17 protein-coding genes are annotated in these 14,892 nt (G+C 37.4%); 1 reads left to right on the plus strand and 16 read right to left on the minus strand.

The genetic code is table 11. The features are described from left to right. Position 1: 1 nt before the first annotated feature. From mltG to yceD, 9 genes are all read right to left on the minus strand, one after another. Positions 2-1,006, minus strand: coding sequence for an endolytic transglycosylase MltG (gene mltG / locus Q4493_RS09750; RefSeq protein ID WP_303452036.1), 1,005 nt, complete (start codon positions 1,004-1,006; stop codon positions 2-4). 1 nt (position 1,007) lies between these two features. Beyond that, on the minus strand, positions 1,008-1,835 hold the full coding sequence (gene pabC / locus Q4493_RS09755; RefSeq protein ID WP_303452038.1) for an aminodeoxychorismate lyase: 828 nt from the start codon (positions 1,833-1,835) through the stop codon (positions 1,008-1,010). A gap of 191 nt (positions 1,836-2,026) precedes the next feature. Continuing rightward, a complete protein-coding gene (fabF, locus tag Q4493_RS09760; protein ID WP_303452040.1) occupies positions 2,027-3,265 on the minus strand; it encodes a beta-ketoacyl-ACP synthase II in 1,239 nt (412 codons plus the stop codon). Positions 3,266-3,401: 136 nt separating this feature from the next. Further along, the gene (gene acpP / locus Q4493_RS09765) at positions 3,402-3,635 is read right to left on the minus strand and encodes an acyl carrier protein (protein WP_303452042.1); all 234 of its coding nucleotides are present in this window, start codon (positions 3,633-3,635) and stop codon (positions 3,402-3,404) included. A 171-nt stretch (positions 3,636-3,806) separates the two neighbouring features. Beyond that, the gene (fabG, locus tag Q4493_RS09770; RefSeq protein WP_303452044.1) at positions 3,807-4,541 is read right to left on the minus strand and encodes a 3-oxoacyl-ACP reductase FabG; all 735 of its coding nucleotides are present in this window, start codon (positions 4,539-4,541) and stop codon (positions 3,807-3,809) included. A gap of 8 nt (positions 4,542-4,549) precedes the next feature. Then, entirely contained in the window at positions 4,550-5,485 is a 936-nt protein-coding gene (fabD, locus tag Q4493_RS09775; RefSeq protein WP_303452046.1) for an ACP S-malonyltransferase, read from the minus strand. Between the two features lie 157 nt (positions 5,486-5,642). Next, a complete protein-coding gene (gene plsX, locus Q4493_RS09780) occupies positions 5,643-6,671 on the minus strand; it encodes a phosphate acyltransferase PlsX (protein ID WP_303452313.1) in 1,029 nt (342 codons plus the stop codon). A 20-nt stretch (positions 6,672-6,691) separates the two neighbouring features. After that, entirely contained in the window at positions 6,692-6,862 is a 171-nt protein-coding gene (rpmF, locus tag Q4493_RS09785) for a 50S ribosomal protein L32 (protein WP_116000475.1), read from the minus strand. A gap of 36 nt (positions 6,863-6,898) precedes the next feature. Further along, complete coding sequence (gene yceD / locus Q4493_RS09790; protein ID WP_303452056.1) at positions 6,899-7,411, minus strand: 23S rRNA accumulation protein YceD; 513 nt, start codon at positions 7,409-7,411, stop codon at positions 6,899-6,901. A gap of 123 nt (positions 7,412-7,534) precedes the next feature. On the opposite strand from yceD, the gene Q4493_RS09795 reads away from it, so the two are divergent. After that, on the plus strand, positions 7,535-8,137 hold the full coding sequence (locus Q4493_RS09795; protein WP_303452058.1) for a nucleoside triphosphate pyrophosphatase: 603 nt from the start codon (positions 7,535-7,537) through the stop codon (positions 8,135-8,137). Positions 8,138-8,279: 142 nt separating this feature from the next. On the opposite strand, the gene pyrF is transcribed toward Q4493_RS09795, so the two are convergent. From pyrF to aroA, 7 genes are all read right to left on the minus strand, one after another. Beyond that, entirely contained in the window at positions 8,280-8,975 is a 696-nt protein-coding gene (gene pyrF / locus Q4493_RS09800) for an orotidine-5'-phosphate decarboxylase (protein WP_303452060.1), read from the minus strand. Positions 8,976-9,161: 186 nt separating this feature from the next. Continuing rightward, complete coding sequence (gene lapB / locus Q4493_RS09805) at positions 9,162-10,331, minus strand: lipopolysaccharide assembly protein LapB (protein ID WP_303452062.1); 1,170 nt, start codon at positions 10,329-10,331, stop codon at positions 9,162-9,164. 9 nt (positions 10,332-10,340) lie between these two features. Beyond that, positions 10,341-10,577, minus strand: a complete 237-nt coding sequence (locus tag Q4493_RS09810) for a LapA family protein (RefSeq protein WP_303452064.1) — start codon at positions 10,575-10,577, stop codon at positions 10,341-10,343. A gap of 76 nt (positions 10,578-10,653) precedes the next feature. Next, entirely contained in the window at positions 10,654-10,941 is a 288-nt protein-coding gene (gene ihfB, locus Q4493_RS09815; RefSeq protein ID WP_303452066.1) for an integration host factor subunit beta, read from the minus strand. An 88-nt stretch (positions 10,942-11,029) separates the two neighbouring features. After that, the gene (gene rpsA, locus Q4493_RS09820; protein ID WP_303452068.1) at positions 11,030-12,691 is read right to left on the minus strand and encodes a 30S ribosomal protein S1; all 1,662 of its coding nucleotides are present in this window, start codon (positions 12,689-12,691) and stop codon (positions 11,030-11,032) included. Between the two features lie 138 nt (positions 12,692-12,829). Next, complete coding sequence (gene cmk, locus Q4493_RS09825; RefSeq protein WP_303452070.1) at positions 12,830-13,525, minus strand: (d)CMP kinase; 696 nt, start codon at positions 13,523-13,525, stop codon at positions 12,830-12,832. Positions 13,526-13,610: 85 nt separating this feature from the next. Continuing rightward, positions 13,611-14,891 carry a 3-phosphoshikimate 1-carboxyvinyltransferase gene (gene aroA, locus Q4493_RS09830; RefSeq protein WP_303452073.1) on the minus strand — a complete coding sequence of 427 codons (1,281 nt, stop codon included), beginning with the start codon at positions 14,889-14,891 and terminating at the stop codon, positions 13,611-13,613. Position 14,892: the final 1 nt, after the last annotated feature.

The raw sequence follows: 14,892 nt of genomic DNA on the forward strand, positions 1-14,892 counted from the left end.
TTTATTTACCTAACTGGTACTTGGCTACGGCCTTATTATGCTCAGTTAACGTCGTTGAAAAGATGTGCTTTCCTTGGCCATTACTAACAAAATAAAAATAATCACTCTCTTCAGGGTGCATAGCAGCCTCAAGTGCAGATAAGCCTGGCATTGCAATAGGTGTAGGAGGTAATCCATTAATACGATAAGTATTATATGGCGTCTTTTCGCGTAAATGTATTCGTTTAATATCACCTTGATATCGTTCACCTAAGCCATAAATTACTGTCGGATCGGTTTGTAGTCGCATTTTGTTATTTAATCGATTAATAAAAACTGACGATATCCGAGTATGTTCAGAAAATTTACCACTTTCTTTTTCAATAATGGAAGCCATGATCAATGCTTGATACGAATTTTTATAGGGTAGTCCTACCGCTCTCGTATTCCAAGCAAGATCTAATTGCTGCTTCATCTTTACATAAGCTTTTTTCAGGACTTCTATATCAGTTGTTTTGTAAGTAAAAGCATACGTATCAGGAAAAAATAACCCTTCAGGGTTAGCTTGCTCAATGCCAAATGATTGTAACATTTGCTTAATTGATTCAGCACTTTGTAAACGCTGCGTTAATTCGCTACGGGTCTTTAATTGTGCTAACCATTGTTTAAAAGTAGAGCCTTCAACAAAAGTAATAAAAAATTGATGCTCATCTCCTTTAGCGATCATTGATAATATTGATAGATAGCTTTGCCCAGGCTTAATTAAATATGTTCCGGCTTTTATTTTCGCATACTGTTTATTGAAACGAATATAGTTTCTTAGCCAAAATCTCGTATCCACTACGCCATCATTTTGTAGTTTTTTAGTAAAGCGATTAAATGTAGTACCAGGAGCTAAAGTAATAAAAGTTTCATCGACAAGCAGGTTCGCCTCATTAACTTTAAGGTAAGTTGTCGCCACTAAAGTGATTAACAACAAACACGCAATAAAAAAAACAACAACTGAGATTTTAATTAATCGAGTCAAATTAATTGTCCTTTTTTAGCGCTTTATCACGAAAATGACTTAATAAAATTTTCCGATATTGTATAACCGACTCAGTATTTAAAGGTTTTTTATTGAATGTTTTTACAGGGACAATTCCCATGACACTATTACAAATAAACATCGCTGAAATATCGGTTAATTCGGTAGGCTTTTCTTTCACTTGTTGAACGCTTTCATCAAACGATAATATCTGTTGCCTATATAGCCCACAAACACCAGCATCATGTAAAATGGGCGTGAAAAGTTGCTTATCACGCAGCCAAAATACATTTGCGCAACTGGTTTCAACCACAAAGCCATTTAAATCACAGACTAATAAATCATCCGCTGGTGAGTTATCTAATTCATCCCGAATTAAGACTTGTTCAAGTCGATTTAAGTGCTTAAGCCCTTTTAACAAAGGATTAAGACCTAATTGAATATTACAGTCTACAAGAGAAACACCTTGTTCAGACCATGTTTGATAATGCGTTGGAAAGTCATGAACAGATACTATGATTTGAGCCCCGTTGACGCCTTTACGGGAATATCCTCTTCCTCCTGAGCCAGCAGTGATAATAACCTTTAACACCGCTGTGGAAAAAGCTTTGGCTACAGCAACGACTTCATCAACTAATGCTTGGCTTTGAGTAAAGTCTATTTTTAAATAATGGCAGCCTTCAATCAGGCGGTTGATATGTGCTGATAAAAACTGCACTTGGCCATTAATAATATGTGCTGTCGTAAAAATGCCGTCACCATAAGCAATAGCTCTATCACTAATATCAATTGAAGATTGCTGTTGACCATTTACTGAATAATAAAGCATGCATCACTCAAGATTTTATAATTTGTTGTCACAATTTTGTATATTTTTCCATTGAATACTTCGTCATTGTATTTACAAATAAGCCTGAATACCACTACAGTATTCAGGCTTATTTACTTTTTCATTTCAATTACGTAGTTTTAAGCGAGTAAAGATTAAAACTTTCACTTAAAAACGCTTACATGACTAAATTAATTCACTTTTTTCAATACTAAGGTACCGTTTGTACCGCCAAAGCCAAATGAGTTACACAAGGCATATTCTAAATTAACATCGCGGGCACTCCCTTGAATATAATCGAGATCACATCCTTCATCTGGGTTATCGAGGTTAATTGTTGGTGGTACTTGGTTATTAAATAACGCTTGAGCGGTAAATATTGCTTCAACAGAGCCAGCAGCTCCCAATAAATGACCTGTCATCGATTTGGTCGAGCCCATCATAGTAGAATAAGCTGCTTCACCAAATACTGACTTAACGGCATTGGTTTCGGCTTTATCACCAGCCATCGTTGATGTTCCGTGCGCGTTGATATAACCAATTTGCTCCGCATTAATCTTGGCATCTCGTAAAGCATTTTTCATGGCTAACGCACCACCCGCACCATCAGCTGGCGGTGAAGTCATGTGATAAGCATCTCCACTCATACCAAAACCGACGATTTCTGCATATATATTTGCACCTCGAGCTTTAGCATGTTCATACTCTTCAACAACGACAATGCCAGCACCATCACTGAGAACAAAACCATCACGGTCTTTATCCCAAGGTCGACTTGCCGCTTGCGGATCATCATTACGCGTAGAAAGCGCTCTTGCCGCGCAAAAGCCACCAATGCCTAATTCCGTTGATGCTTTTTCAGCACCACCGGCAAGCATTGCATCAGCATCGCCATGCATAATCATTCGAGCAGCGTGACCAATATTATGCACGCCAGAAGTACAAGCTGTGACAATCGCAATATTAGGACCTCGTAGCCCTAGTTTTATTGATAGATGGCCGGCCGCCATATTTAAAATCGTAGACGGACAAAAAAATGGTGAAAGCTTTCTTACGCCACCTTTGAGGTATTTGGTATGATTTTCTTCAATTAAAGACAAGCCACCGATACCTGAACCTACTGCAACACCAATACGTTCAGCATTATCCTCTGTAACTTCTAAACCCGAATGTTCAAATGCTTGAATACCTGCCGCAAGACCGTATTGAATGAATAAGTCCATTTTTTTAGTGTCTCTTTTGGCGATACCAAATTGTTCAGGATCAAAACCTTTAACTAAACCTGCAAATTTCGTTGGAAAATTACTGACATCAAAATGCTCAATAGCACCAATACCGCTTTTTCCCGCTAATAAATTTTGCCATGTAGATTCAGCATTGTTTCCCAATGGGGAAAGCATACCATAACCGGTAATTACAACACGTCGCATAGGAAGAGTTGCCTCCGATAGAATTGAATATTTGAAAAAGTTGGATTTGTTTAAATACGCTCAACGGTTATTGAGAGATAAAAACAAAATAGGCGGTAATTATACCGCCTGATTCATTACTTTAAACGAGCTAATATTACTGGTTAGCGGTAACGTAATCGATAGCTGCTTGAACAGTTGTGATCTTTTCAGCTTCTTCGTCAGGAATTTCTGTATCAAATTCTTCTTCTAACGCCATTACTAATTCAACTGTGTCTAAAGAATCTGCACCTAAGTCATCAACGAAAGAAGCTTCTGTTTTCACTTCGTCTTCGCTCACACCTAACTGCTCAATAGTAATTTTTTTTACGCGTTCTTCGATAGTACTCATTTTTTTTCCTTTACTAGAAAATACAATTTTTCAAAATTGCGTGTAGTGTATTCGTCTAAAGCGTCCCTTGCAAGCTTCTAATTTTGCTTTTTGCACTGGTCTAACCTTTAGACATAAATTTTATTATAATTTTTAATCGTGAATAATCAATATCTCAATGTTGAATATTGATTAAACCATATACATGCCACCGTTTACATGCAATGTTTCACCGGTAATATATGCCGCGCTGTCAGAAGCTAAAAAAGCCACAGCATTTGCAATTTCTTCAGGCTTACCTAAACGATTTGCAGGCACTTGAGAGAATATACCTTCTTTTTGCTCATCTGTTAACGTTTGCGTCATGTCTGTGTCGATAAAGCCCGGAGAAACAGTGTTTACTGTGATACCACGAGATGCAACTTCACGTGCTAATGACTTAGTAAAGCCAATGAGTCCAGCTTTCGCAGTCGCATAGTTTACTTGTCCTGCATTGCCCATAGTGCCAACAACTGAGCCAATATTAATAATACGGCCATTGCGCTTTTTCATCATAGTACGAATAACCGCTTTACTGATTTTAAAGACTGATGACAAGTTAGTATTGATAATATCGTCCCATTCATCGTCTTTCATACGCATAAATAAATTATCACGTGTGATACCGGCATTGTTGATTAAAATATCAACACCGCCAAAATTATCTTTAATCGTGTCAAATAATGACGCAATTGACTCATCATTTGTTACATTTAATACCATGCCTTGTCCTGCACCTAAATAGTCACTGATTTTTTCAGCACCATGCTCTGAAGTAGCAGTACCAATTACCGTAGCACCTAACGTTTGTAGTTGAGTAGCAATGGCTTTACCGATACCTCGGCTTGCGCCTGTTACCAATGCCACCTTTCCTTCTAATGAAAACATAATTTTTCCTATTTTATTAATTCTTTTGCTTTTGATAATGAGTCATTATCATTCACTGAAATACATGAAATGGTTTTATTTATTCTTTTTACTAAACCCTGTAATACTTTTCCTGGCCCTGCTTCTACAGCCGTATCAATTCCTTTATCAGCTAGAAGTTCAATAGTTTCTGTCCATCTTACTGGGCTATAAAGTTGTTTGATTAACGCTTGTTTAATCGCTTCTACGTCACTTTCAATAGCAACATCAACATTATTAACCACAGGAGTATTTGGTTGATTGAAGGTTACCGCGTTAAATTCTTGCGCTAGCTTGTCTGCAGCATCTTTCATTAATGCACAGTGAGACGGAACGCTAACAGGAAGTGGTAGCACACGTTTAGCGCCAGCTTCTTTACATAATAATCCTGCACGCTCTACCGCTTCTTTATTGCCGGCAATAACCACTTGACCAGGGGAATTAAAATTCACTGCAGAAACTACTTGTTGTTCTGCTGCTTGTGCGCAAGCTTCAATGATTTTGTCATCACTTAAGCCAATAACAGCGGCCATAGCGCCTACACCCTCTGGCACAGAAGCTTGCATAAATTCACCGCGCTTTTCAACGAGTTTAACACCATCAGCTAACGACAAAACACCCGCGCAAACTAATGCTGAATATTCGCCTAAACTATGTCCTGCAATGATCGATGGAGTAGATTCACTCTCTGCTTGCCATAAACGCCATAAAGCTACACTAGCGGTTAGTAATGCCGGTTGTGTAAAATTAGTTTGATTAAGCTTTTCTGCAGGACCTTCACTGATTAATTGCCAAAGGTCATAACCTAAAGATTGAGATGCCTCTGAAAATGTTGACTGTACCACCGAATTTTCAGCAAAATCACTCAACATTGCAACGCTTTGAGATCCTTGTCCTGGAAAGATAAAGGCTAGATTATTTTTCATTGTATTACCTAAACGATTTAAACATGTAATGTTACTGTTTGAGCACCCAATAGAATGCAAAAAACGATAAAACAGTAACAACGAATTTTATAATGTTTGTGATTTAAGAGGATTGATTCTCAGTCCCGTTATGCGTTTATTACACATACCAATCGACTTATTTATCTGTTAAACCCAAGGCTAATTTATTTTTAATTTTAATTGGCACTTGGCGTTCTACTTCTTTCATGGCTTCAAAAATAGCAGATTCGAATGCTAAAACACTCGCATTGCCATGACTCTTGATCACAATACCGCGCAATCCTATCAGACTTGCACCATTATACTGGTCGGGGTTCAAGGGTTTAAACAGTTTTTTTAAAGTAGAAGCGAGTAACTTTCCTATAAAGCGCGCAAAGAAATGCTTAGAAAGTACATGTTTAAGTTTTTCATAGACGAGTTTTGCAACACCTTCACAAGTTTTTAAGGCGACATTACCAACAAAGCCATCACAAACAATCACATCGGCTTTATTAGTAAAAATATCATTACCTTCAATAAACCCAACGTAGTTTATTGAAGTATTTGCATTAAGCTGACTTGCTGCCATTTTAATGTGGTCACTACCTTTAATATCTTCTTCCCCCATATTCAACAAAGCAATTCGAGGTTTTTCTATGCCATCAACTTCTTCTGCCATTGCCGAGCCCATAACACCGAATTGATATAAGATTGTTGAATCACAAAAAACATTGGCCCCTAAATCAAGCATAAACACATGTTTATTATCTTCGTGAGTTGGCAATGAAGAAATTAAAGCAGGCCTTTCAACCCCTGGTAATGTTTTTAACACGTAATGGGCTGTCGCAAATAATGCTCCGGTATTACCGGCACTGACACATGCTTGAGCTTTGCCTTCTTTGACAAGATCTAATGCTTTTCGCATGGATGAATTTTTTTTGTTTCGAAGGGCTGAACTTGGCTTTTCATCCATAGAGACAACTTCTGACGTTGCAAATATAGATAACTGAGGGTGAGTTAAAACTTTATGCGCTGACAACAACTCTTGAATAACTTTTTCATCACCACAAAGAATAAGATGTAATCTTTGCGATTTTTGAATTGCAAGAATTGCCGCGGGGATCGTTACAAGGGGGCCTTTATCGCCCCCCATAACATCTAACGCTATGGTTAGATCATTCAAAATATCTTCTACCAAGTAAAAGCTTATTTAGCGATTACTTTAACACCTTTGTAGAAGCCATCAGCTGTAACGTGATGACGACGGTGTGTTTCACCAGATACTGGATCAACTGATAAATTTTCTGCTGTTAAAGCATCGTGTGAACGGCGCATGCCACGTCTTGAACGAGACTTCTTGCTCTTTTGAACTGCCATTTCCTAACTCCTAAAATCATTGTGAACTCAAACGAGTTACTTAAGTTTTTTTAATACGTCAAATGGATTCGGCTTCTCATGCTCAACAGGCAATTGTCCCCAAACACTATCAGATGGTGACTGACAGTCTTTAAGTTCATGCCTAGGAATTAACGGAATTACGAGTAACAACTCTTCTTCCACTAAATCTCGCAAGTTAACTTCACCATTTTCATCTAATTCAATTGCGTCATAATATGACGGCAAATTTTCAGCGGCTTCTTCATCTTTTACTGGACTAAAAACAAAGTCTATTAAAAGTTTATGCTCAAATGCCTCAGTACACCGCTGACATGTTAAAACAACCGATGCCGACCCCTTTGCTGATATAAATACCAAACCAAGTTCATCCACACCAAAATCTACTTTAACATGCACATGCTCACTACTGCTCTCACAAGCAGCAAGCAATCTGTTCATTCCCGAAGTTTCATATATCCCTTCACACTCCAGACTTCGCTGTGCGCTTCTATAAGGGTCTATTGTGATCGGAAGCTTAAGATTCTGCATAAGGCGCGCATAATAAAGCCGTTAAGGCCTGCTGTCAAAAGAAAAATAACTAAATTTGTTTAAATTTTCAATATAGCCCTCATATTAGCAGAAACTGATTAATTTTTGTGTGATATTTACGAAATGAATACTAAATCTATTATTTTGGCCTCAACCTCTCCTTTTAGAAAAAGTTTACTAGAGAAACTTAATATTAACTTTACCTGTGGCAAACCCGAAACCGATGAAACGCCTAAGTTAAACGAATCACCACAAGCACTTGTTGAGCGATTAGCCATAGAAAAAGCAGCAGCAGTGGCAAAAAAATCTCCAGAAAGCTTGGTCATTGGCTCTGATCAAGTCGCTGTTTGTGATAATGAAATACTAGGTAAACCACACACTTTTGATAATGCTGTCAATCAATTAACTAAATTCAGTGGGAAAACGGTGACTTTCTATACTGGACTGTGTGTATTTAACAGCCAAGATAATACAGTGAAATCATTGGTGGAACCATTTCATGTGCATTTTAATACCTTAAGTCAACAAGAAATAAAAGATTATATTAACGCAGAGCAACCGCTTAATTGTGCAGGAAGTTTTAAAAGTGAAGGTTTAGGGATCTGTTTATTCCATAAATTAGAAGGAGATGATCCAAATACCCTAATAGGTCTTCCTTTAATAAAACTGGTTCAATTATTAAAAGAATTTAATTTTAATGTCTTAGCTAATCAAATAAAAAAGTAAATTCGATAAAAGGGATTATCACGTGGGTATTTTCACGTAGGTAAGATCAAGAAAATGCTAATACTTGATTTAATTAACGGCCGATTAGTTTACTTTTCGGCCGTTAACTTATTTTCATTTCACTATCGAAAATAATGAAAAATTATTGGATGGATAGATTAATGTCTTGTAATACTTTTTGCGGCTCTAACGCTTGAGTAATAGGACGACCTATCACTAAGTAATCCACGCCTACATCAATAGCTTTTTCAGGCGTCATAATACGTTTTTGGTCATCGACACTAGCGCCTGCAGGACGAATGCCTGGCGTTATTAACTTAAAATCTTTACCTAGTGTATCTTTAAGTGTTTCAGCTTCTTGTGCCGAACATACAACACCATCAAGACCAGCGAGTTTGGTTAAGTTAGCTAAATGCTGGACTTGCTCGGCAGGTGATTTTGTAATGCCTAAGCCAATTAAATCTTCTTCGCTCATACTGGTTAAAACAGTAACGGCTATTAATAACGGAGCTTTGTCACCATATGGCACTAATGCCTCTTTGGCTTTTGTCATCATTTCCATACCGCCTGAGGCATGAACATTGACCATCCAAACGCCTAACTCAGCAGCTGCTGTTACGGCTTTAGCAACCGTATTAGGAATATCATGAAATTTTAGATCAAGAAAAACATCAAAGCCTCTATCGACTAATGCTTTTACAAAGTCAGGACCAAAATAAGTGAACATTTCTTTGCCCACTTTTAATCGACAATCATTGGGTTGAATTTTATCAACAAAAGCAAATGCATCAGCTTGATTATCAAAATCTAATGCGACTACTACTTTTGGATCATTCATACTGTTTCCTTAATTTTTAAAACTAATTATTTATTTCTATTTTAAACGCAGTAACACTTAAACCAAGTTAATAATAGTTAGATTCGACGGAATTTTCTTTAAGATTGAGGAGATAGCACGGAGCTGACGATAGTCAGTGAGTACTTTCGACAATAATTTTGAAGAAAATAACTAAGAAGCTAACTATTATTCCCCTTCTAGGCCTCGCACAGGTTTTAATTGTTCCCAATCATGACATGATGGGCACGACCAATAATGAGTGCTGCTACTAAATCCACAATTACAACAACTATATCGTTGTTTGACACTAAGATACGATGATATTAATTCTTTGATCATATCTAAGTTTTCATTTTCTTGCGGTGAGCTTTGTTCGTTCATCTGCATTTTAATAAAATGTTTAAAGCCTTTAATCGTCGGACGTCTTTTTAACGCAGATAACATATAGTCTTGAGCTTTTTTCAAACCATGCTTATTTTCAACAAACGATAAATATTTTATTAACGCACTACTACCACCGGTTTCATCATAGACTTTTTTAATAAATTGATAGAACTCATCTTCGGCATCAAGTTGATGATAACAACCTTGCATTTGTTCGATAACATCGGGAAAGAAGTCTTTATCTTGCGTATAAATATCTTTATAACACTGACAAGCTTCATTGAATTGTTGATGATTCTCATAAATTTTTGCCATTAACCAATTGGCTCGACAAGAGTTTGGATCGTATTTAAGTGCGTTTTCTAATAACTCTAACACTTCTATAAATTCATCTTTTTCTAAGGCTATGGTCGCAAGCTCACAATAAAAATTAGCTAACGTATGCAGGAGTTTTTTATCGTTAGATTTAGCTATCGCTTTATTAAGTTGTAAACCATGTTGCCAATCTTTGGTCGATTGATAAATTTGTAATAAATAACTTAACGACTTTAAGTTGAAATCTTTTGATTTTAGCAATTTATGAAACATAGATTCAGCGCGGTCGTACAAGCCAGCACTCAGAAAATCTTTGCCTAATTCAAAAGCGGCTTGTTGCTTAGCTTTACTGGGAAGATGCTTTTGTCTGACAAGGTGCTCATGCACTTTCAGTGCCCGGTCTAACTCACCGCGTTTACGAAATAAATTAGCCATCGCAAAATGAGCTTCAACGGTATCATCTTCAACCTTGAGCGTTTCTAATAAAAACTCAATAGCTTTGTCTTGTTGATTTGATAACAGGTAGTTTAAACCAGTGGAATACTTAATGGATAAATCTTGTTTAGCTGAGTGATCATTTTGTTTAACACTGTTTCTTCCCATAAACCAGCCATAGCCCATCGCTACCGGTAATAAAAGAAAAAGTAGTTCTAACATTGGCGTGATTTAACCTTTATTGCTAATTGATTTTGGCTTTACCATTCGAACAAATTTCCACAAAAGTGAGAAAAATATACCAAGGAAAAAACCAATAGTAGTAAACAAACTCACTGCCGTTGCTACTGATATCTCTGTTCGAGCAATTAAATAATTTAAGGTGAACATTTGGTTATTTTGACTGCCAAAAATGAATGCAATGATAAGTAAGGCAACCAAAATAATTAAAGTAAGATATATTTTCAAAACTTAAGCCTTTTATCTTTATGAGCTAAACAAAAAAAAGGCATGCTAAAGCATGCCGTTTTCATTTAATTTTTGATTACGTAATGGAAAGATTTACTCTTTCACGTAATTCTTTGCCGGGTTTAAAGTGTGGAACATATTTTCCAGCGAGATCTACTGATTCGCCAGTTTTAGGATTCCTACCAACGCGTGGTGCACGATAATGTAAAGAGAAGCTACCAAAGCCTCTGATTTCAATGCGCTCACCTTTAGATAAGGTTTGTGCCATCATTTCAAGAATTTCTTTAATTGCTTGTTCTACATCTTTTGCAGATAAATGATTAAGTTTATCCGCTAATCTTTCAATGAGTTCTGATTTGGTCATTCGACCCCCCAGTGTCATATAGCATCACGCCAATGGAAATTAAAATAGAGAAAAGCTATTAAAAGCTTTTCTCAGTCCCAGCTAAAAATTAATTTTTAGCGTTTTTAAACGCTGCAGCCATAGCACTTAAACCAGTATCTTCTTCTTGGTTTAAGCTATCCATTGCTTCACGCTCATCTGCTTGATCTTTCGCTTTGATTGATAAGCTAATAGTGCGGTTCTTACGATCAACACCCATAAACTTAGTTTCAACGCTATCACCTACAGATAATTCAGTGCTTGCATCTTCGATACGGTCACGAGAGATATCAGAAACACGTAAGTAACCTTCAACGCCTTCTACTAATTCAATCTTAGCACCTTTAGCGTCTACTTCAACTACCTTACCTGTAACAATAGCACCTTTTTTATTATCTGCAAGGTATTGATTAAACGGATCATCTTCAGTTTGTTTAACACCTAACGAAATACGCTCACGCTCTGGGTCAACTTGAAGTACCACTGCAGAGATTTCATCACCTTTCTTATATTCACGAACAGCTTCTTCGCCGCCAGCCCATGAAATGTCAGATAAGTGAACAAGACCATCAATGCCACCGTCAAGACCAATGAAGATACCAAAGTCAGTAATTGACTTGATCTTACCTGATACTTTATCACCTTTGTTGAAGTTTTTAGCAAACTCTTCCCAAGGGTTCGGGATACATTGTTTAAGACCAAGAGAAATACGACGACGTTCTTCGTCAATTTCTAATACCATTACTTCAACCGTATCACCTAAGTTTACAACTTTAGATGGGTGGATGTTTTTGTTAGTCCAATCCATTTCAGAAACGTGAACTAAGCCTTCAACGCCTTCTTGGATTTCAACAAAACAACCGTAATCAGTTAAGTTAGTTACGCGACCAGAAAGTTTAGCACCTTCAGGGTAACGCTTAGCAATTGCTACCCATGGATCTTCGCCTAACTGCTTCATACCTAGAGATACACGAGTACGCTCACGGTCAAATTTCAATACTTTAACTTGGATTTCATCGCCAACATTTACGATTTCACTTGGGTGCTTAACACGCTTCCAAGCCATATCTGTAATGTGTAATAGACCGTCAATACCGCCTAAATCAACAAACGCACCGTAATCAGTTAAGTTCTTAACGATACCTTTAACTTCGATACCTTCAGCTAACGATTCTAATAATGCGTCACGTTCTACGCTGCTTTCTGATTCGATAACCGCGCGACGAGAAACAACCACGTTATTACGCTTTTGATCAAGCTTAATAACTTTGAATTCTAAATCTTTACCTTCAAGGTGAGCTGTGTCACGTACTGGACGTACATCAACTAATGAACCCGGTAAGAAAGCACGAATGTTGCTAACTTCAACCGTGAAACCACCTTTAACTTTACCGTTGATAACACCGATAACAGTTTCTTTTTCTTCGTATGCTTTTTCAAGCACTTGCCAAGCTTCGTGACGTTTTGCTTTTTCACGAGAAAGAATTGTCTCACCGAAACCATCATCAGTTGCATCTAATGCAACATCAATTTCGTCACCAACATTAATTTCTACTTCGCCAGCAGTGTTTTTAAACTGATCGATAGAGATTACAGATTCAGATTTTAAGCCGGCGTCAACTAAAACGTTGTCTTTGTTGATGGCTACCACAGTTCCTTTGATAATTGAACCAGGGCGTGTTTCGATTTCTTTTAAACTTTCTTCAAAAAGTTGTGCAAAATTTTCAGTCATAATGTCTCTAGAGCGTAAATTGCTCAATATTTTTTAAATCCAATCAACTTACATGTTTCATGGGGTTGTTAATAAGACCTAATGCATCCTTACCTTAGGTAGTTTTACCAATGCTCACTATTAAGAAAATGCTCACTATTAAGAATTGGTAGTTTTTGTTAATTTTTCATTCGTAAATGAAAGGATTTTACTGACCACTTCATCTATAGAAAGTTCAGTAGAATCAATAATTAACGCACCTTCTGCCGGGACCAACGGAGCAACCTTACGGTTCTCATCTCGCTCATCTCGTTGACGTATGTCATCCAAAAGGCGCCCGATTTTAACATCAAAGCCTTTAGCTTTCAACTGATTAAAACGACGCTCTGCACGCTCTTCTGCACTAGCGGTTAAAAATACTTTTACAGGGGCATCAATAAAAACAACTGTGCCCATGTCTCGGCCATCAGCGACTAGCCCTGGTGACACTTTAAATGCTCTTTGGCGACGAAGTAATGCTTCTCTTACTCTCGGGAAAGCCGCAACTTTTGACGCAATAGCGCCAATTTCTTCAGTTCGAATACTGTTAGTTACGTTTTCGCCTTCAAGTATAACTTTACTTTCGCCTTCTTTAGATATTTCAAATTGAACATCCAAATGAGCAGCAATAGGAATTAATGGCTCTTCCTCATCAATAGTAAGATGATGATATTGTGTAGCAACAGCTAATACACGATAGATAGCGCCGCTATCTAGTAAATGCCAACCTAACTGCTCTGCAACCAAACGAGCAGCTGTTCCTTTGCCAGCACCACTTGGTCCATCAATAGTGATTACAGGTACATTTTCCTGCATGCATTTTTCTCCTAAAGTCGAAAATCGGCAGCATTATACGGGATTTAAAAGACAAAATCGCCTATAAAATTATCCTGTTACAAGTTTAACAAGAGACTTGTGCTAATTTATCAAAATAATCTGGGAAGGTTTTCGCAGTACATTTAGGGTCATTGATAGTGACGGGCGTATCACTTAACGCTACTAATGAAAAGCACATTGCGACGCGATGATCATTATACGTATCAATTTCTGCATGCTGTAACTTTTCAGGTGGAGTAATTGTTATAAAGTCTTCGCCTTCGATCACATCTGCACCAACTTTTCTTAACTCTGTTGCCATAGCAAACAAGCGATCGGTTTCTTTAACCCGCCAATTATAAATATTACTTATTGTTGTAGTACCTTTGGCAAATAGCGCGGTAGTTGCAATGGTCATTGCGGCATCTGGAATATGGTTCATGTCCATATCAACACTAACAAGTGGCTTGCCTTTAACGGTAATCGACTCATCTTGCCAAATCACTTCAGCGCCCATTTTTTCAAGGACATCTGCAAAATGTTTATCTCCTTGGACACTTAATTTACCCACGCCATGTACTGTCACTTCGCCGCCTTTTATAGCGCCCGCGGCTAAAAAGTACGATGCAGAAGAAGCATCACCCTCGACCATATATTTATCAACGGCTTGATAAATTTGATTACCTTTAACGGTAAACGATTGATAATTGTTATTTTGCACTTCAACACCAAAACGACTCATGATATTTAAGGTGATATCTATATAAGGCTTTGAAACTAAGTCACCTTCAATATTAATTTGTGTGTCTGTTGTTAATAATGGAGTGATCATTAATATTGCGGTTAAAAATTGGCTAGAGATAGAGCCATCAATACTAACCTCGCTTCCCGTTAATGCTTTACCGTTAATTTTTACCGGCGGATAGTCAGGATTTTCTAAATAATCAATATCTGCATTAAGTTGTGCCAAAGCATTAATTAGATGACCAATTGGTCTTTCTTTCATTCTAGGCTCGCCAGTGAGAATAAATTCTCCTTGACTGGCGGCCAATGCTGCGCATAAAGGACGCATGGCTGTACCAGCATTACCTAAATATAGTTCTACAGGTGATTCAACCTTGAAAAATCCGCCATTACCCTTAACCGTACATTCAGTACCACATTCACTGAGGGAATAATTGATATTTAATATTGTTAAGGCGTCCAACATATGATTGATGTCGTCACTGACTAAAAGGTTGGTAATCTTTGTTTCGCCCTTCGCCAGCGCTGCTATTAACAATGCACGATTCGACAAACTTTTAGAACCGGGTAAAAAGATTTCGCCATTAATTTTATTGATTGGGTTTAGTGTTAACTGTTCCATA

The sequence above is a fragment of the Colwellia sp. 1_MG-2023 genome (assembly GCF_030546755.1).
GTDB lineage: Bacteria > Pseudomonadota > Gammaproteobacteria > Enterobacterales > Alteromonadaceae > Thalassotalea_H.